The sequence below is a fragment of the Streptomyces sp. R21 genome, from assembly GCF_041051975.1.
In the GTDB taxonomy this organism is placed as follows: Bacteria; Actinomycetota; Actinomycetes; order Streptomycetales; family Streptomycetaceae; genus Streptomyces.
This window is the reverse complement of record NZ_CP163435.1, coordinates 8195382-8215051: the sequence shown is the minus strand read 5'-3', so window position 1 is coordinate 8215051 and position 19670 is coordinate 8195382. Positions and strand designations below refer to the sequence as shown.

Here is a 19670-nt window from a genome sequence, read left to right as displayed (position 1 = left end):
GCGCCGCCCGGCATGTGCCGTACGGCGGCTGCGGACAGTCCGTGGTTGCTCGCGCAGTTCCCCGTGCCCCTTACGGGGCGCCCTCAAGCCGCTGTCCCCTCAGCAGGAACCACGCCGCCACCGCTGTGGCGAGCAGTACCGCCGCTCCGATGCCCGCTGCCAGGGTGAGGCCCTCGACGAAAGCGGTGCGGGCCGAGTCCATGAGTGCGTCCGCCGTGTCGGCCGGAAGTCCGGATGCGACCTCGGCCGCGCCGCCGAGCGACTCGTGGGCCGCCTCCGGGGTGCCCGCCGGGGCCGTGAAGCCGCGGTAGGCGCCGGTGACGATGGAGCCGAGGAGCGCGATGCCTAGGGCGGCGCCGAGTTCGTACGCCGTCTCGGAGACCGCGGAGGCGGCACCCGCCTGCTCCTTGGGCACGCTGGAGAGGATCACGTCGGCGGTCACGGTGAAGGAGAAGCCCGCGCCGATGCCGACGACCAGGAGCGCGCCGCCGAGCAGCGGATAGCCGGTGGACTGGCTCAGCAGGGTGAGCGCGGCCAGCGCCAGGCCCACCGCCGCGAGGCCACCCGCGACCACGGCCCGTACGGACAACCGCCGGGCGACCGTGCCCGCGATCAGACCCGCCGCCACCGCGCCGACGGCTGCGGGGAGTTCGGCGAGACCCGCCTCGAACGGTCCTCTGCCCTGCACGAGTTGCAGGTACTGCGAGAGGAAGAAGATGAGGCCGGCCAGACCGAGGATGGTGAGCAGGTCGGCGAGGACCGCCGCCGAGAAGCCACGGTTGCGGAACAGTCGCATGTCCAACAGCGGGGTGGGCAGCGTGAGTTGGCGGCGCACGAACCAGCAGAGCGCGCCGACGCCGAGCAGGCCTGCGGCGGCCGCCTCTCCGCTCACTCCGTGGGCGGCGGCCTCCTTCACCGCGTACACGAGGCCGATCATGCCGACGAGGGAGAGCAGGACACTGGTCAGGTCCCACGGGCCGGGATCGGGATTCCGCGACTCGGGCAGCAACTTGATGCCGACGAGGACGAGGACCGCCATCACGGGGAGGTTGATCAGGAAGACGGAACCCCACCAGAAGTGTTCGAGCAGGAAGCCTCCCACGACCGGGCCGACTGCCGTACCGGCGGAGGCCGTTGCGCCCCAGATACCGATGGCGAGACTGCGCTCGCGCGGGTCGTGGAAGAGGTTGCGGATCAGGGCGAGGGTGGCGGGCATCAGCGTCGCGCCCGCGACACCGAGCAGCGCCCGCGCCAGGATCATCATCTCCGGTGTCGTGGCGTAGGCGTTGAGCACGGAGACCGCGCCGAACGCCGTCGATCCGATGAGCAGCAGCTTCTTGCGGCCGATGCGGTCGCCGAGGCTGCCCATGGAGACGAGCAGTCCGGCGATGACGAACGAGTAGACGTCACCGATCCACAGGAGCTGGGTGCCGGAGGGCTTCAAGTCCTCGCTGATGTACGGGGTCGCGAGGCCGAGGACGGTCGCGTCGACGGCCACCAGCAGCACGGCCAGGACGAGAACGGAGAGCGCGAGCCAGCGGCCCGGACGCTTCTCCAGCTCTGTCGTGGTGACCGGCTGCAGGGTGCTGGTCATGATTCCTCTCTCCGTAGTGCGCCGCCGAGCAACAGCTCGACGATCATGTAGGGGAAGTCCTTTGCGGCGACCCGGCCTTCGGTCACGGCCCACGCCCCGGAGGCCATCAGCCCGTAGAGCGCCTCGGTGAGCCAGGCCGGGGTGAGGTCGATACGGAACTCGCCGCTCTCCTGGCCACGCCGGAACACCGCGCCGATCCGCGCGTCGAGCCGGGCCCAGCCCTCGTGCTGCTCGTCGCCCTCGAACAGCTGGTTCTCGGTGTAGAGGAACGCGAGCAGTCCGGCCGCGCCTTCGAGCGCCTTCACCATGCGGCGTACGGCCTCCTGGGCGGGGCCCTCGTCGAGCCGCGCGGCGTCGAGCGCCGCCTCGCACTCCGCGATGCCGAGCGACTCCAGCGCCCGTACGACCGCGTCGCGTCCGGCGAAGTGGCGGTGCAGCGTGGCCCTGCTGATCCCGGCCGCCTTGGCGACCTCGTCCATGGTCGCGGTGGATTTCCGGGTCAGGAGGGCCGCGGCACTGCGCAGCACATGGTCACGGTCGACAGCCATGAGACAACCATAGCCCATGTGAGACATCCTTGTCTCACCACGGGCGTATTGGTCTCACCACGGGCTTATACGTCTCACTGCGGGCTTATACGTCTCACGCCGAGCCGCCTCAGAAAGCTGTCCTCAGTTCCAGGGCAGCTGCCCGCGCCGTGCCCAGTACGCTCCCGGCTCCTCGGCGAGGGCGGTGAGCCGGGCCAGCTGCTCCTCGTCGAGGTCGACGACGGCCGCGTGCAGGTTCGAGGCGAGCTGGATGGTGGTGGCCGCGCCGGAGAGGACGACACCGGCCCACGGCTGGTGTAGGACGAGCGCGAGGGCGACCGCGTCCGCGGCGGCCCCGGCCTGCCCGGCGATCTCCAGGACCGCGTCCGGCGCGTGCGCGGCGGTGAGGCGGCCGTTGGCCATGCCCTCCTTGACGATCACCGTGAGCCCCGCGTCGTGCGCCTCGGCGAGCGCGGGCGCGGCGGAGGTCTCCAGCGCGTTGTACGTCGCCTGGACGGTACGGAAGAGGGGCTCGCCGTCGACCGTCACGGCGAGGGCGGTGCGGATCGCGTCGGACTGGGCGGGTCCGCTGGTGGAGAAGCCGACGCTCAGTCCTGCGGCGGCGGCCTCGGCCAGTTTGGCGTGGAGTTCCTTGTCGGTGAGGGCCGGGCTGTCCGGGGTCACCGAGTGGATCTGGTAGAGGTCGAGGCGGCGGCCGAGCAGCTCGTCGGACTCGGCCCGCTGCCTCTCGTACGCGGCGAGGCTGTGGTCCTTGACCTCGTGCGCCTCGGCGTCGGTGCGCCAGTCGGCGGTGTAGGTGTAGCCCCATTTGCTGCCGATGACGACGTCGTCGATGTCCGGCCGGCCGCTCAGCCAGCCGGCGAGGAACTCCTCGGAGCGGCCGTAGGAGCGGGCCGCGTCGAAGTAGCGCACGCCCTGGGCGTAGGCGGCGTCGAGGAGTTCGTGGGTGCGGGCGCGCAGCGTCTCGACGCTGCGGTTCTCTCCGAGGTCTTGGTCTCGGCCGAGGTTGATGTAGCCGGGGCGGCCGACGGCGGCTAGACCCAGGCCGATGTGGCAGGTGGGGGTCGTTGCTGAGGCCAGTCGGGCGAAGGGCATCGCGGGCTCCGTTCGGTCGGCTCCTTGCGGCTCCCGACCAACGTAACCCGCGATGCCCCTCTGATTCCCGACCGGCTGCTCCTTCTTGCCTACCTGCTACTTCTTCTTCGCAACCCGCTACTTGTTCTTGGCGGTGGCCCAGGCGTGCTGGGTCGCGAGGTCCGTCTTCACCTCGGCGAGCTGCACGGCGACCGCGCTGGGCGCCGTACCGCCGCGGCCGCTCCGCGAGGCGAGAGCGCCCGGCACGTTGAGCACGGACCGCACCTCGGGCGTCAGATGCGCGGAGATCTTCGCGAACTGCTCGTCCGTGAGCCCGTCCAGCTCGATGCCGTCGGCCTCGGCGACCTTCACGCACTCGCCCGCGACCTCGTGCGCGACACGGAACGGCACGCCCTGCTTGACCAGCCACTCGGCGATGTCGGTGGCGAGCGAGAAACCGGCCGGGGCCAGCTCCTCCATGCGCTCCCGGTTGACGGTGAGGGTCGCCATCATGCCGGTGAAGGCGGGGAGCAGGACCTCGAGCTGGTCGCAGGAGTCGAAGACCGGCTCCTTGTCCTCCTGGAGGTCGCGGTTGTACGCGAGCGGGAGGGCCTTGAGCGTGGCCATCAGGCCGGTCAGGTTGCCGATCAGGCGGCCGGACTTGCCGCGCGCCAGCTCGGCGATGTCCGGGTTCTTCTTCTGCGGCATGATCGACGAGCCGGTGGAGAAGGCGTCGTGCAGGGTGACGAAGGAGAACTCCTTCGTGTTCCAGATGATGATCTCCTCGGCGATCCGGGAGAGGTTCACGCCGATCATCGCGGTGATGAAGGCGAACTCGGCGACGAAGTCACGGGAGGCCGTGCCGTCGATGGAGTTCGCCACGCTGCCGTGCTCGAAGCCGAGGTCCTTGGCGACCGACTCGGGGTCGAGGCCGAGGGAGGAACCGGCCAGGGCGCCCGAGCCGTACGGCGACACGGCCGTGCGCTCGTCCCACTGGCGCAGCCGCTCGGCGTCCCGGGACAACGGCTGCACGTGGGCGAGGACATGGTGGGCGAACAGCACCGGCTGGGCGTGCTGGAGGTGCGTGCGGCCGGGCATCGCGACGTCCGGGTGCGCCTCGGCGAGGCCCACCAGCGCGTCCTGGAGGTCGGCGATCAGGCCACCGATGATCCGGGCGTGGTCGCGCAGGTACATCCGGAAGAGCGTCGCGACCTGGTCGTTCCGGGACCGTCCGGCGCGGAGCTTGCCGCCGAGGTCGGCGCCGACGCGCTCCAACAGGCCGCGCTCCAGAGCGGTGTGCACGTCCTCGTCGGCGATGGTGCCCACGAGGGTGCCGTCGGCGACGTCCGCTTCGAGCCGGTCGAGGCCCTCCTGCATGCGGGAGAGCTCGTCGTCCGTGAGGAGGTTCGCCTTGTGCAGCACGCGCGCGTGGGCACGCGATCCGGCGATGTCGTACGGCGCGAGCCGCCAGTCGAAGTGGACGGACGCGGACAGCTTGGCCAGGGCCTCGGCGGGACCGTCGGCGAAGCGGCCGCCCCAGAGCCGTACGTCACCGCTGTTGCTGCTCACTTGCTGTGCTCCTCAAGGCTGTTGTGGTGCGTCCGCCTCCCCACCGGGAGCGAGGAGGCGGACGTCAGGCTAGTACGGACGCGGCCTGCGCCGGTCGTCGTCAGGCTCCGCCTGCAAGGTCGCGCCGCGCCGCGATCTTCGACGACAGGCTGTAGATATCGATGAATCCCTTGGCCGCTGCCTGGTCGAAGCTGTCGCCCGTGTCGTAGGTGGCGAGGTTGAAGTCGTAGAGCGAGGTGTCGGAGCGGCGGCCGGTGACCACGGCGCGACCACCGTGCAGGGTCATCCGGATGTCACCGTTGACGTGCTGGTTGGCCTCGTCGATGAAGCCGTCCAGGGCACGCTTGAGCGGGGAGAACCACTGGCCGTCGTAGACCAGTTCGCCCCAGCGCTGCTCGACCTGCCGCTTGTATCGGGCGAGTTCACGCTCGACGGTGACGTTCTCCAGCTCCTGGTGGGCCGTGATCAGCGCGATCGCGCCCGGGGCCTCGTACACCTCACGGGACTTGATGCCGACGAGGCGGTCCTCGACCATGTCGATCCGGCCGATTCCCTGGGCGCCCGCGCGCTCGTTCAGCTGCTGGATCGCCTGGAGGACTGTGACGGGCCTGCCGTCGATGGCCACCGGGACACCCTGCTTGAAGGAGATGACCACCTCGTCGGCCTCGCGGGGCTCGGCCGGGTTGGAGGTGTACTCGTAGATGTCCTCGATCGGAGCGTTCCAGATGTCCTCCAGGAACCCCGTCTCGACGGCGCGCCCGAAGACGTTCTGGTCGATGGAGTACGGGGACTTCTTGGAGGTCGCGATCGGGAGGTTCTTCTCCTCGCAGAAAGCGATCGCCTTGTCGCGGGTCATCGCGTAGTCGCGGACCGGGGCGATGCACTGGAGGCCGGGGGCGAGGGCGACGATGCCGGCCTCGAAGCGGACCTGGTCGTTGCCCTTGCCGGTGCAGCCGTGGGCGACCGTGGTGGCGCCGTGCTTCTGGGCGGCGGCGACGAGGTGCTTGACGATCGTCGGGCGGGAGAGGGCGGAGACCAGCGGGTAGCGGTCCATGTAGAGGGCGTTGGCCTTGATCGCCGGGAGGCAGTACTCGTCGGCGAACTCGTCCTTGGCGTCGGCCACTTCGGCCTCGACCGCTCCGCAGGCGAGGGCGCGCTTGCGGATGACGTCCAGGTCCTCGCCGCCCTGGCCGACGTCGACCGCGACAGCGATGACCTCGGCGCCCGTCTCCTCGGCGATCCAGCCGATGGCGACGGAGGTGTCCAGACCGCCCGAATAGGCGAGTACGACGCGCTCGGTCACGGGTTTCTCCTCAACACTGCATTCACTGACATGCATGAGTATGCAGAACTCTGCATGATTCGTCAATCGTGAGGGATGCCGAGGGCTTCCCCAAGGCTTGAGAAGACGCCTGGAGGGATTTTCGGAACCCGTTGAACGCGCGAAACCGCTTTCCCGTACTTCCTACCGAACGCAGGCGCCGCGTTTGTACACCCACCCCTGACCCAAGTGAGGCTTCCGCATGTCCAGGGCTCTTCCGAAGTACAACAAGCGCCGCGTCGTCATGATCGGCGGCGCCGCCGCGGTGGTGCTGTCCGGAGCGGTGATCGCCGGTTCCGCCCTGGCCGGGGAGACCGGCAAGGGCAACAGCAACAACGCCACGACCAAGGCGGCGCCCGGCACGGTGAGCTGCCCCGCCGTCGCGCCGAGCCTCCCTGCGATCCCGGCCTCGGCGAAGGCCGAGGTCGACCGCAACCTGGCGCTGCTGAACACACAGATCGCGGAGGCCAACAAGCGGCTCGTCGACACGGTCGGCCAGGGCGGACCGAACTTCGTCCAGAACGCCATCCTCGGTCCCCTCAAGGACAAGCGCGTCGCCACCGTCAACCGCATCGCGACCGCCATCGGCCGCACCGCGGCCAAGCCGCAGGGGCTCGACGCCCTGGCGCCCTGCAAGCTGAACACGGGTGGCGGTACGGCGACCGGCGGGGGCGCGGCCACCCCGGCGCCGAACGCGACCAAGCAGGCGGGCGGGGCCGCGGGCAACGCGGGTGGTGCGGCTGCGGGTAACGCGGGTGGCGCGGCCGCGGTCGGCACCATCTCCTGCCCCGACGTCGCCTCGCAGCTCCCGGCGGTGCCCGCCTCCGCGAAGGCCGAGGTCGACCGCAACCTGGCCCTGCTGAACACGCAGATCACGGAGGCCAACACGCGGCTGGTCAACACCGTCGGCCAGGGCGGGCCCAACTTCGTCCAGAACGCGATTCTCGGCCCCCTGAAGGACAAGCGCGTCTCGACGATCGACCGCATCGCGATCTCGATCGGCCGCACCGCGGCCAAGCCGCAGGGGCTGAACTCCCTCGCCACCTGCACGCTGAACAAGTGACGGACCTCCGTGGCCGTCCGGCCGACGCCCCGTCCGGGCGGCCACGGAACCCCAGTTCATTAGACAAGCGAAGGATTTTCGCCAATAATCGTTAGTCATGGGAAAGACTTATGAGCGCATAGACGGCCGCCTGCGTACGTTCATCGAGGCGCAGCCCCTCTTCTTCACCGCGACCGCCCCTCTGTCCGGCGACGGCACGGTCAACCTCTCCCCCAAGGGCCTCAAGGGTTCCTTCGTCATCCTCGACGAGCTCACCGTGGCCTATCTGGACTTCGCCGGGTCCACCGCGGAGACGATCGCGCACCTGCGGGAGAACGGCCGGATCACCCTCATGTGGTGCGCCTTCCAGGGCCCGCCCAACATCGTCCGGGTGCACGGTCGCGGCGAGGCGGTCCTGCGCGACGACCCCCGGTTCAAGGAACTGCTGGGCCGTTTCCCGGACATCGACCCGAGCCTGCACGGCCTGCGGGCGATCATCGTCGTGACGGCCGAGACGGTCCGCGACTCCTGCGGCTACGCGGTGCCCTTCATGACGTACGACGAGGACCGCGACCTGCACGCCAGGCGCTTCGCGCGCGAGGACGACGCCTCGCTGAGCGAGTACTTCACCAAGAAGGAGTACATCGCGACGAGCATGGACGGACTGCCCGGGCTGCCGTTGCCGCTGCCCCCCAGTACCGTCTGAGCCATGCGCCCCGGTGTCGTCGTCGCCCTCGCGTCCGCCTCCCTCCTCGTGCTCGGTGCCGCGCCCGGCGACCGGCACCCGCCGCTGCCGGAAAGGATGGCGGACACCGGCGGCGGCACCCAGCTGATCACCGCTCAGGCGCCGCGCACGGACGCCACGTCGGGCACGGTCACCTGGTGGGACCTGCGCGACGGGCACTGGATGAGGACGGGTTCCGCTGTGGCACGCTTCGGCGCCAAGGGGCTCACCGAGGGCGGCTCGCGCAAACAGGGCACGAACACGACTCCGACGGGCCTGTACGACCTGCCGTTCGCCTTCGGCATCAAGGCCGCGCCCTACGGCACCGCGGCCCCCTACCGTCGGGTGCGGCAGGAATCCTGGTGGTGCCAGGACAACAACTCCCGCTCATACAACCGCTGGACCGAGCCCCGCCCCGCCGACTGCCGCGCCACCGAGTCCGAGCACCTGATCGCGTACGCCACGCAGTACGCGTACGCCTTCGTCATCGGCTTCAACTACGAGCGGCCGGTGCACGGCCGGGGCGCCGGGATCTTCCTGCATGTCAACGGGCGTGGCGCGACGGCCGGTTGCGTCTCCGTGCCGCGGGGCGCGATGCGCCGGATCCTGGAGTGGGCCGACCCGGCGCGCGAGCCGCACATCGCGATCGGGACGGTGGACGGCGCGACAGCGATCACCGCGTACTGACCGGGTAACTGCCCGCGTTCGGCGACGCGTTGTCGGTGCACGATGCCATCATGTTTCCCTGCTGGTGGGAGGGGACATGGAACGGGCGCGCAAGGCCCTGCTGATCGGAGTCGGGCACGCACCCGCGACGGTGGGCCTGCTGGAACCGCTCGACGAGGTCGTCGAGGCGGATCTCCGGCTGATGAACACAGCGCTGGACGCGGCCGGTTACGAGGTCGAGATCCTGCACGACGCCGGCCTCAGCCGGATCAAGCCGCGGATCTACGAGGTGGCCCGCGACATGCCGCCCGGCGGCACCCTTCTGCTGTACTTCACCGGACATGGCGTCCGCGTCGGTGGCGTCGACTACCTCGTACCCGCCGATGCCGCCCCGCCCAGCGACGGTGTCTGGCAGGAGCCGTACGTGGACTCCCTGTTGCCCGCGGGCATCAGTCCCCTGCTCAAGGAGTGCCGGGCGGGCACGGTGCTCTGGCTCGTCGACGCCTGCCGTACGGTCCTGGACGGCGACGGCGTGGCGTTCGGCAACAGCATCGACAACGGACCGCCCGAGGGCGGCTTCGCCGTGCTGACCGGCTGTTCGGCCGGGGAGCAGTGCGGACACAGCTCCGAGGGGAGCTTCTTCACCCGGGGGCTCGCCGACGCGCTGGGGCCGCTCGCCCCCGCGCGCACCGTGCACGACGTGTTCACGGCGGCGCGCGCGAGGACGAAGGAGGCCGCCCGGCGGCACGGCCTCACGCAGACCGCCGCCATCCGCTACGGCACCAACGCCGAGGCGGAGACCAGGGAGAAGGAGATCTGCGACGGGCGTCCGCTGCTGGAAGCCTGGTGGGAGGCGGCCCGCGAGACCCCGCTGTGGGAGCGGGTGAAGCCGGAGGACCGGGGCAGCGTCCTCACCTTCCAGGACCCCCTCGCCGACTTCGTCGAGAGTTGCGCCCGCACGCTGCACCTCGCGCAGGAGCGCCTGCCGCACCCGGACCCGTGGGCCGACGACGCGTTCCCGGTGCGGCTGCTGCGGGACCGGCTGCCCCTGCTGCTTCCCCCGACGGCCGCTCTGTCGGCGGTCGAGGTCGCACTGCTCGTGGCGGCGCCGTTCCTGCGCGAGGCCGCCTGGGCCGACCGGCTGAGCCAGGCCGCGGAGATCGACCCCTACTCGCCGAAGCGCCGCCCGGGCGCCGACGCCCATCGCAGGCACTACGAACAGATCGTCGACCAGCACGCGCGCGTGGCGCGGAAGGCGGCCCAGTGCCGGGCCCGCGACCGGGTGCAGGACGAGGCCGCCCTGACGATGTGGCTGGTGCACCGCTGGATCGCCGACCGGTTCGAGACGGACGACGAGGCGGTGCCACCGGGTCCGGCCGAGGCCCTGATCACCTCGCTGGGAGTGGCGCAGGACCGGGTGCACGAGCTGTCCGGCCTGCTGTGCACGCTGGCCTCCGGCATCGGCCTCGAAGAGCTGCCGGGCGAACTGCCGTCCGCGTCCCGGGGCAAGGTGCTCCTGCCCGCCGGGCATCAGGCGCTGCGGGTGCGCCCGCTCGCCGCTCTGCTCCGGCTCGCCGCCGCCCTGGCCGTGGACGTCCGGACCCTCCCGGAAGCGGTGGCCGAGCATCTGGCCGTCACCGACCCCGTCCTGCCCGAGCATGTCATCGGCACGGCCTGCGGCCTCGGCTGGGAGCGGGACGGCGACGCCCTGCACCTGGACGCGCCCTGTCCCCACCAGGCCATGCACGCGGCGCTCACCGAAGTGGTGGACCAGGCGGACCAACTCGCCGCGCAGGTCGTGGACATGAGCGCCGAGCTGCCGGAATCCGAAGCCGCCCTGCTGACGGCCGCACCCCGCCGCATCACCGACCGCGGGCTGCGCCCCGGCCAAATCGGGAACCAGCCGTCGTACGAGACCCCGTTGCTGCGCTTCCACCTTGCCCAGACCGAGGTCCGCGAGCTGCTCATGGGCGAGCAACTGTACGGCGGTGAGCCCCAGTTGGCGCTCCGGGAGCTATATCAGAACGCCATGGACGCCTGCCGGTACCGCGCGATGCGCTGGACGTTCCTGCAGAGCGGCGGCGTACAGCCGGCCGAGTGGACGGGCCGGATCACCTTCACGCAGGGCGAGGACGAGCGCGGCCCGTACGTCGAGTGCCGGGACAACGGGGTGGGGATGAGCGCGGAGCAGCTCAAGCACACCTTCACGCGCGCCGGCAGCCGATTCGAGCGGTCGAAGTCGTTCCGCAAGGAGCAGTCGCGCTGGCTGCGCCACGACCCGTCGCTGCGCCTCTATCCCAACAGCCGTTTCGGCATCGGGGTGTTCAGCTACTTCATGCTCGCCGACGAGATGACGATCGTGACCCGCCAGGTGAGCCCGGAAGGCGGCCTCGCCGACCATGCCCTGCGCGTCGACATTCCGAGCAGCGGAAGCCTGTTCCGCATCCAGCGGCTCGGCGGCGCGGAGGACGGGCTCGCCGAGGGCGGGACGCGGGTGCGGCTGTATCTGCGGGACGGTGCCGCCGCGACCGGGTTGTCCTGCGTGAAGGTGCTGCGCGAGCTGGTGCGGGTGAGCGAGTTCCGGCTGGAGGCGCAGGACGGGACCGGGTATGCGCACGACTGGGCGCCGGGCGTGCTGCAGGCACCTCCGGGAGCCGGGATGGGCACCTCGCTGGAGGCGGTGCCCGGGGTGCTGTGGTGGGTGACCGGCGAGGGCGCGATCCTGTGCGACGGGATCGTGACGGACAAGGAGCCCTTCGGCTGTGTACTGAATCTGACCGGCCCGCATGCAGGAACGCTGAGCGTCAGCCGCAAGGAGCTTCAGGAGTTCGATCAGCAGTGGGCGGACGAGCAGTGGCGGCAAGGAGCGAAAGCACTCGTCGACTGGCCCGCACTGAGTATGAACTGGCTGTGGCAACTGGACGCTCGCAACCACGACGTGGCCCGAGTACTCGATCAGGAGTGGCGCGGCAAAGGTGTCGAGGTACAGGGGCGGAACGGAGGGAGGGCGTCGCTCGACGTCGTCGGATGGTTCCATCTCGATGCCGACATGAATGACAGCGAGCGAGGCCTTACCTCCGAGACACGGAAATTCCGGCCGTGGCGCAACGCGGCTCACGGCATCCCCGCCGCGGTCGGCGTGGCAGCCGCGCCGCTGAGTCTCTCCGGTCATCCTGTGCCCGCCCCCGGGGACGCGGACCTCGCGAGCCGGGAGGTCCGCTCCTGGCACCAGGTGGTCTCTCATGCCGCCGAGCAGGGAATGACAGTCGCGGAGGTGCTGCTCCGCCGGCGACGGCTGCGCATCGTGCACCCCTTCAATGCGCCGCCGCCCACGGCGGGAGAGGATCTCGACTGGGTGCCGGACTCGCTCGACCGTGAACTGGCGGATGCGATGAACGGCAAGGCGAAGAGCGGTCGGCTCGTTGTCCGGGTGTTCGACGAGGACGCTGTCGACGACTGCGCCGGGCTCGTACTGGCGTCGGTCCAACTGGCCGTGCCCCTGGGTGTTCTGGCTCGACGACTTGCCCGTCTGGCTCCACTGCACTCACTGGCCGTCCCCACTCCCCCCGCCTACCACGAGAACTATGTCTGCACGGAGGAAGACGTCGACGGCCTGTTTTCCGAGACGCCCGACGCCCGCTCCAGATCCAGAAAACTGCGACGAGTGGACGGCGCCGGACAGGTACGCGAGATCTGCGCACGTACGGGGGAACCACTGCCAGAGGTACTCCGCAGACTGTCCGATTTCGGCTGGCTCGGATGGCGGGTGCCCTCCCCCGACGAAATCCTGGCCTGGATCGAGCTCGACGGCGACATCTTCGACGTCCTGGGCCACTTCACGTCCGACCTGCCCGACGGACGTCGCTTGCTGCATTGGGCGGCGACCATCGAGTTCGCGGACATCGCGCAGGTCGATCTCGAAACCGCGGAGCGAGAACTCCGTGCCGCGGCCGCGACCCTCGGCCTCGTCCATGAACCGCGCTACACGAACGGTGTGTTGGACGGCCGGCACATCCCCTCCTACGACGCGACCCTGCTCCTACGGCAACTGGCCACCATCGGGGTGCACTTGGAGGACGGCATCGACCTGGAGCCCCTGGCGATGGTCTCCTCGCCGACGTCGGAAGTCGACCTGGTGCCTGCGCTGGCGGACCTCCAGGCGGCAGGAGTCCCCCTCCCCGACGGGATCGCCGTCATCACCTCGTGGGGAGAACTGCCCCTCCGAAGCCGCTACGTACTGTCGGGCAAGGACGCGTTCCTCGAAGAAGAGGACTATGCGGCCACCGGCATCACGTCCGCCGTTCTCTTCAACGCCGCCGCGAGTCTCAACGAACCTCTCCACGAGATGTGGACACTCGCCGCGCACGAGGCCAACCGCTTCGGTCTGGCCGCGCCCCCTCTCCCCCCTGCCATCGCCGACTACCGGCCCTCGCAGCACGTCTGCCTGGCGCTCACGTCCCACCCCCGTGACCCCTACGGAAACCCCGGCACCCCCGTATGGCGTCGTCTGACCCCCGAGCAACTGGTGAAGCTCGCCCATCGGCAGCACGCCGACGCCGCGACGGTGTACGAGGAGTTCCGCCGACTGCGGGCCATCGGCGCCCTCGTCCCCGAGCTGCCGCAGGATGCCGTGGACACCCTGGGCGAGCACATACCGGACGAACGAGATGTCATCGCCCTGTCGGCCGAACACCGGGTGTCCGACACTGACATACCGCCCACTCCCCTCGACCTGGTCAGCATCGCGGGCCGGCTGGGCGAGCCGATCACCGACACGGTCCGGCGCATCACCCCCTACCTCCCCTTCTGGTCCGACGACGCCGAGTTGCCGCCCGTGCCGGACGCCATTGCGCACTGGCAGGATCTGGCGCTCCTCACCCGGCACTTCGACGGCCAACTCCCCGCCGTCTCGGGGCGAGTGACGCTCCATCACATCGAGTGTGCCGCCCGAGCGGTCGGTGAGACCGAGAAATGGGTCAGGGACCGGCTCCACCTCTACGCCGCGATGTTCGAGCTGGACGTGGAAGGGCCCGCGGTGGATGCCGAGGAAGACGACAAGGCCGACACGGAAAGCACGAGCGATGACTGAACCTCCCCGCCCCAGCCACGACTTCACCACCGTCTACGCCGAGAACGACCTGGGCCTGACCGCCCTGCCCTTCGCACGACGGGCGTCAACCGACGGCCACGGCATCGTCGTCGAGGGCAACTGTCCGCGCTGCCACGGCAGAACGGCGACGGAGTACCGGCATGGGCTGCCCGGAACGGGCACCAAGGGGCTGCTGACCTGGCTCACGGGCGCCGGGGCGGCACCGGGGAACGATGCGGCCGACCTCACCCGCGAGGTGCATTTCTGCGAATGCGGGCACCCCCATCCCAACCTGCCGGCGGACGCCGCTTTCGTGGGCTGCGGTGCCAGTTGGCGGCTCGCGGCGCTCACGTCGGGCGACGTGACATGAGCGCCCAGTCGGATCGCCGCTGGGCCCAGCTCGCCCGGGAGCTGGAGTTCACCCAACTGCCCGAGCTGCGGCGGCAGGCGGAGGGCTGGCGGACGGGGCTGACCGGCCTGACGGCTCTCCTCGCGGTGCTCGTCACCCTCAAGGGGCGCGACGATCTGGCCCGGCTCCCGGCGGGCGCGGGTGTGGCCGCGACCATCCTGCTCGGTTTCGCGTTCCTGCTGTTCGTCACCGGCTCGGTCCTCGCGGTGCGTGCCGCGCACGGCCGCCCGGGAAGCCGGGTGCTCCTCGCGGGCCAGGCCCTGCGCCGGTGGACGGAGCTGGAGATCGTCCGGGTCACCCGGTCCCTGCGGTACGCGTCCGTGTGCTGTGTGGCGGGAGTGGCCCTGGCGGCCGCGGCCGTCGTCGTCGCCTGGGCGACCACCGAGACACCCCCGGACCACCTGGTCCGGGTCACCACGACGACCGGGGAACGCTGCGGCGAGTTCGTCCGCTCCGGGCGCGGCGGCGACGTCGTGCTCGGATTCGGGGAGGACGAAAACAGCCGCCAAGTCGTCCTGCCCGCCCGGACGGTGAGGTCGATGAAGCCCGTCTCCAGCTGCGACAAGGCGAGTTGACGGCATGACGGCGACAACCACGGGAGCAGGCTCCGGAACGCGCATCGCGCTCCTGATCGGCGTGGCGAGCACACCGGACGCCGTACATCGCTTCGTCTCGCTGGAAGAGCCGGTCGCCGCGGATCAGCGTCTGCTCGGCGCCTCGCTCCAGGCCGCCGGCTACGCGGTGGAGACGCTGCACAACGCCAGCCGCGCCGAGATCGCCACGCGGATCGACGAGGTCGCCCGCGAGGTTCCGCCGGACGGCGCCCTTCTGCTGCACTTCTCCGGGCACGGCATCCGGATCGGCGACATCGACTACCTCGTGCCGTCCGACGCCCGCGCCCCGGGCGACGGCGACTGGCGGCCGTCGTACCGGGAATCCCTGCTGCCCGCCGACATCAGCCCCTACCTGGGCGAATGCCGCGCAGGGACGGTGCTCTGGCTGATCGATGCCTGCCGCGACCAGCCGTCCGGCGAGGAGGGCGTCTTCGGCAGCCGCATCCTCAGAGGGCAGCCGACGGGACGCTTCGCGCTGATGACGTCCTGCGGGGCCGGACAGCGCTCCGGGTACACGGGGGAAGGCAGCTTCTTCACCCAGGGGCTGGCCGAGGCGTTCCGTCCCATGACTCAGGCCCGCACGGTGCAGGAGGTGTACGAGACAGCCCGGCAGCACACACTGCGTGCGGCCCGGAAACACCTGGGCGAGGTGCAGGAGGTGCAGGTCCGCTACGGCGCGGAGCTGGAGTCCGAGGCCCGCTCGGCCGTGGTCTGCGAGGGGCGCAGACTGCTGGAGGCCTGGCGGGAGGCGGTGTCGGAGACCGCGCTGTGGGAGCGCGTTCCCGACGAGGACCTGGGCTGCCTGCCGCGCTTCCGGGAATGCCTGACCGCACTGGTCGAGGAGTGCGCGACCGTCGTGCACCACGCCCAGCAGCGCATGCCCGATCCCTGGGCCGACGACGACTTTCCGGTACGTGTCCTGCGGGACCGGCTGCCCGGCCTGATACCGAAGGCGACGGCGCTCTCTGCGCTGGAGGCCGCGGCCCTGGTGGCGGCGCCGTTCCTGTACGAGGCGGCCCGGGCGCGACGGCTCAGCCACGCGAAGGACGTCTCGCCGTACCACGTGTGGCACGAGGAGGACGGCGACGCCTGGCGGCGGCACTACGAACAGGTCGCCGACCACCATCCGCACATCGCGAAGAAGCTCTCCGAGTGCTGGCGGAGCGCCCGTGCCGACGAGGCGCGCGGGGTCGCCCTGTGGCTGGTGCACCGCTGGATCACGGAACGCTTCGAGACCGACGAGGAGGCCGTACCGCAGACCGAGTCCCCCTCTCTCGCGGCCGCTCTGCTGGGCGCTCCGCAGGACCGCGGCCCGAGGACGGCCGAACTGTCCCGGCTGCTGTGCGCCGTCGCCTCCGGCATCACGCTCGGCGCCGTCCCCGAGGAGTCCTCCGCCGCCGCGGACGTCGCGTTCCCGGTCCCCGGCGGCGGCCGGCAGCGCGTGCGGCCGGCCGAGCTGGCCGCGCTGCTGCACCTGGCCGCCGTACTGGCTCTCGACGCGCGCACGCTCCCCGACGTACTCGCCGAACATCTCGCGGTCTCCGACCCGGTGCTCCCGCAGGATGCCGTGAACGCCGCGCACGAGGCCGACTGGCACTCCTCCGACGACGAACTGCACCTGGACACGGCCTGCCGTCACCCCGCGGTGCACGCCGCCCTCGCCCAGGTGGTCGAGCAGGCCGACGAACTCGCCTGCGCGCTGCGGGAATCGGCCCGCCGGCTTCCGCCGCACCGCGCCGCCCTGCTGGCGGGCGCGCCGTCCCGCGTCACCGACCGCGGCCTGCGCCCCGTCGAGGACCGGGGCCGCAGGGCGTACGACGTGCCGCTGCTGCGCTTCCAACTGGCGCAGACGGAGGTGCGCGACCTGCTCATGGGTGAGCGCATCTACGACGGCGAGCCGGACCTCGCGCTGCGCGAGCTGTACCAGAACGCGATGGACGCCTGCCGGTACCGCGCGATGCGCCGCCGCTATGTCGAGGCCAGGGGTGGCCGGCCCGGGCCGTGGTCGGGGCAGATCACCGTCGTCGAGGGCGAGGACGAACGCGGCCGGTACGTCGAGTGCCGGGACAACGGCGTGGGCATGACCCTCGACCAGCTCAGGAACACCTTCACCAAGGCGGGCCGCCGCTTCGAGCAGTCCCGCGCCTTCCGGCAGGAGCAGGCGAACTGGCACCGCCAGGATCCGTCACTGCGCCTCTACCCCAACAGCCGTTTCGGCATCGGGGTGTTCAGCTACTTCATGCTCGCCGACGAGATGACCGTCGTCACTCGGCCGGTGGGAACCGACGGGATCCCGGCGAGGAGGGCTCTGCGGGTCGAGATCCCCGGGAGCGCCAATCTCTTCCGGATCCAGGAGCACGACGACGACACCGGGGACGGACTCCTGGAGGGCGGTACGAGGATCCGGCTGTATCTGCGCGACTCGATCGCCCGAAGCCGCGGACTCTCACCGGTTGAGACACTTCAACGGCTCGTCCTGGTCAGTGAGTTCGAGCTGGACGTCGAAGAGACCTCGGGGAGCCGGCACCACTGGGAACCGGGGGTGCTTCAGTACCCACCCGGCCCTGAGGGGCATGGGGCGGTGGAGGCCGTGCCGGGGGTGCTCTGGTGGGTCGCCGACAAGGGCGCGATCCTGTGCGACGGCATCGGCACGAACCAGCGGCCGTTCGGGTACGTGCTCAATCTGACCGGCGCGCACGCGGGCAAGCTCAGCCTCAACCGCAAGAAGCTGGAGGCGTACGACACCACCTGGGCGCGTACGCAATGGTCGCGCGGTGCCTCTGCCCTGGCCTCTTGGCCGGGGCTCGACTTGGACTGGCTCTGGCGGCTGGAGTCCCAGAATCTGACCGCGGCCCGCACCCTCTGGGAGGAGTGGCGCGGCACGGGGGTACTCGTGCGCAGGAACTCGTGGCGTCCGGCCGTGAATCTGGACACGCTCGGCTGGTTCCACTGGGACTCGGGTACCGAGAAGCGGCTCCCCTCCGGGAACACGCCCGAGGGACGCGGTGAGCTGACGGAACCGTGGCGCAGAGCGGCGCTGAACGCCGACATGTCCGGGCCGGTCCGCTCCTCCACCGCCTCCCTCGCCGGGTATGCCGTTCCCGCTCCTGGATGGGTGAGCATCTGCTCGGGCTCGCCGCGGTTCTGGGACACCGGACCGAGCGCCCCGAAGCTGCCCGATGACTGGCGTTCGGTGGTCGCGCTCGCCTACGACCAGGAGAGAACCGTCCTCGAAGTACTCCGGGTGATGCGTGCCGTGCGCATCGCCCACCCCCGGCTCGGCCCGCCCCGCGTCGCGGAGGGAGAGCTGGACTGGACTCCGGACTGGTACGACCTGCAGATCATGGAGGGACTGCTCAGCCGTGCCCGCACCAACTGGCCGAACAGGAACCAGGAGAGGCAGAACAACTACTGCCATGCCTTCGACGACCTCGGCGGACTCGTGCGCGCCTCCACCACCACCCGTCGGACACTGGGACAGCTCGCCGAGGCGTGCGCCAAGTACAGCCCGTTCCTTGCGGTTCCGGTGCCTTCCGCGCCCGAGCACCACCGGCACCACGTGTGCGACGAGGCCGATCTCTCCCTGCTGTACGTCGATTCCGGCGACTCCGGATGGCGTCGCACCCGGTGGCCGTGGGACATCGACGCAGCCGCCCGACGTCTCGAGATCACCCCGGAAGAGGCGCTCGACCGGCTCGCACGTTTCAGCTGGCTCGGCTGGGCCGCTCCGGACAAGGAATCCGTCCTGCGGTGGAGCCAGGTGCCGTGGGACATCCTCTCGGTGCTGCGGCAGTACTGCCTGACCGGCCCGGACGGCGGCATCGCGCTGCCCCGGGGTGCCACGTTCCAGCTCGCGGCGGACTGGGAGATCCCGCTGCGCAGGGCCGAGAAGGAGCTGGCGCGCTGGGCGGACCGTCTCGGCCTGGCATACCACCGGCACCATCGTGAGAAGTCCGATGCGGGCCGGGTCGTGCCCAGCCCGGAGACGGCAGCCGTCGCGGCCGCCGCGCACGCCGAAGGCCTGCTCCTGGAAGGCGGTCTCAGTCTCCGGGACGTGGCCTTCATCAATCCGAGGAACGTGGCGGACAGCAAGGAACTCTCTTACGCGCTGGAGGAGTTGAGGGAGGCAGGCGTCGACGTGCCCGCGGCCGATGCGCTGCTGTGCGCATGGGGCGAGCTCCCCATACCGAGCCGGTACGCCTTCTCCGGAAGGGATCCTTCCTGGGACGGGGCCGATTATCCGGTACTGCCCACCGCCGACGTACTGTTCGCGGCGAGCATCGAACTGCAGACGCCCCTGGCGACGATGTGGAAGACGGCCCGGCGGGAGGCCAAGAAGATCGGCCTGGGCGTGCCCGAACTCCCCGCCGGGCTGGCGGAGTTCAGCCCTCAGCGCCTGGAGAGCCGGGCCCTGATCGACTGGGGCGACCCCGAGGACTACGACAGCGAGTGGTTCGAGCCTCCCCGCTGGACGCCCGTCACCGCCGAGCGGCTCGTCGACTCCGCGCGGGCCCAGCACCTCGCCCCCCGCGCCGCGTACCAACGGCTGGCGCCCCTGCGGGCGTTGGGCGCGCTGATCCCGGAGCTGTCCCCGGCGGAGGTGGACGGGCTTCCCGAGGAGGAGCCCGACGCCATGGACGCCGTGGCCCTCGGCACCGAGCATCGGGTCTCGGCGCCGGGCGAGCCCCTGTGCCCGCTGGACCTGGTGAGCCTCGCGGGCCGCCTGGGCGAACCGCTGGACCGCACCTGGCGACGGATCGTGCCCTACCTTCCCCTTGAGCCCGCCCCCCGCCCCCCGCTGGCTCCTTCCGGGGCCATCCCGGCGGTGCTCCCCCTCTGGCAGGACCTGATCCTGCTGTCCGTCCACGCGGACGGCGTACTGCCGGCGCTGCGCGGGCCGGTGACCGCGGAGCACGTCCGCTTCGTCGCGCACGCCGTCGACGAGAGCGAGGAGTGGGTGCGGGAGCGGCTCGGTCTGTACGCCGACTTGTTCGAACTGGAGCTCTGAACTGCCGACCCG

12 protein-coding genes are annotated in these 19670 nt (G+C 70.8%); 7 read left to right on the top strand and 5 right to left on the bottom strand.

Annotated elements, in window-relative coordinates:
- Nucleotides 1-70 precede the first annotated feature (70 nt).
- The 5 genes from AB5J56_RS36560 to AB5J56_RS36540 form a co-directional block, all read right to left on the bottom strand.
- Nucleotides 71-1594 carry an MFS transporter gene (locus AB5J56_RS36560; protein WP_369239317.1) on the bottom strand — a complete coding sequence of 508 codons (1524 nt, stop codon included), beginning with the start codon at nt 1592-1594 and terminating at the stop codon, nt 71-73.
- On the bottom strand, nt 1591-2142 hold the full coding sequence (locus AB5J56_RS36555; RefSeq protein WP_369239315.1) for a TetR/AcrR family transcriptional regulator: 552 nt from the start codon (nt 2140-2142) through the stop codon (nt 1591-1593). Before AB5J56_RS36555 ends, AB5J56_RS36560 begins: the two co-directional genes overlap by 4 nt.
- Nucleotides 2143-2265: 123 nt before the next feature.
- Nucleotides 2266-3237 carry an aldo/keto reductase gene (locus tag AB5J56_RS36550; RefSeq protein WP_369239313.1) on the bottom strand — a complete coding sequence of 324 codons (972 nt, stop codon included), beginning with the start codon at nt 3235-3237 and terminating at the stop codon, nt 2266-2268.
- Between the two features lie 117 nt (nt 3238-3354).
- On the bottom strand, nt 3355-4785 hold the full coding sequence (argH, locus tag AB5J56_RS36545) for an argininosuccinate lyase (RefSeq protein WP_369239311.1): 1431 nt from the start codon (nt 4783-4785) through the stop codon (nt 3355-3357).
- Between the two features lie 100 nt (nt 4786-4885).
- Nucleotides 4886-6088 (bottom strand): argininosuccinate synthase, encoded by a 1203-nt coding sequence (locus AB5J56_RS36540; RefSeq protein WP_369239309.1) that lies wholly within the window; start codon nt 6086-6088, stop codon nt 4886-4888.
- Between the two features lie 220 nt (nt 6089-6308).
- Between AB5J56_RS36540 and AB5J56_RS36535 the strand changes: the two genes are divergently transcribed.
- From AB5J56_RS36535 to AB5J56_RS36505, 7 genes are all read left to right on the top strand, one after another.
- The gene (locus AB5J56_RS36535; protein WP_369239307.1) at nt 6309-7169 is read left to right on the top strand and encodes a hypothetical protein; all 861 of its coding nucleotides are present in this window, start codon (nt 6309-6311) and stop codon (nt 7167-7169) included.
- A gap of 97 nt (nt 7170-7266) precedes the next feature.
- A complete protein-coding gene (locus AB5J56_RS36530; protein WP_369239305.1) occupies nt 7267-7854 on the top strand; it encodes a pyridoxamine 5'-phosphate oxidase family protein in 588 nt (195 codons plus the stop codon).
- A gap of 3 nt (nt 7855-7857) precedes the next feature.
- Complete coding sequence (locus tag AB5J56_RS36525; protein WP_369239303.1) at nt 7858-8559, top strand: L,D-transpeptidase; 702 nt, start codon at nt 7858-7860, stop codon at nt 8557-8559.
- Nucleotides 8560-8635: 76 nt separating this feature from the next.
- Nucleotides 8636-13627 (top strand): caspase family protein, encoded by a 4992-nt coding sequence (locus tag AB5J56_RS36520; protein WP_369239301.1) that lies wholly within the window; start codon nt 8636-8638, stop codon nt 13625-13627.
- Nucleotides 13620-13997 (top strand): hypothetical protein, encoded by a 378-nt coding sequence (locus AB5J56_RS36515; RefSeq protein WP_369239299.1) that lies wholly within the window; start codon nt 13620-13622, stop codon nt 13995-13997. Before AB5J56_RS36520 ends, AB5J56_RS36515 begins: the two co-directional genes overlap by 8 nt.
- Nucleotides 13994-14611: a hypothetical protein gene (locus AB5J56_RS36510; protein ID WP_369239297.1), complete on the top strand. Its 618-nt coding sequence runs from the start codon at nt 13994-13996 to the stop codon at nt 14609-14611. The genes AB5J56_RS36515 and AB5J56_RS36510 overlap by 4 nt, the downstream gene beginning before the upstream one ends.
- A 4-nt stretch (nt 14612-14615) precedes the next feature.
- Nucleotides 14616-19658, top strand: coding sequence for a caspase family protein (locus AB5J56_RS36505; protein ID WP_369239295.1), 5043 nt, complete (start codon nt 14616-14618; stop codon nt 19656-19658).
- Nucleotides 19659-19670 lie beyond the last annotated feature (12 nt).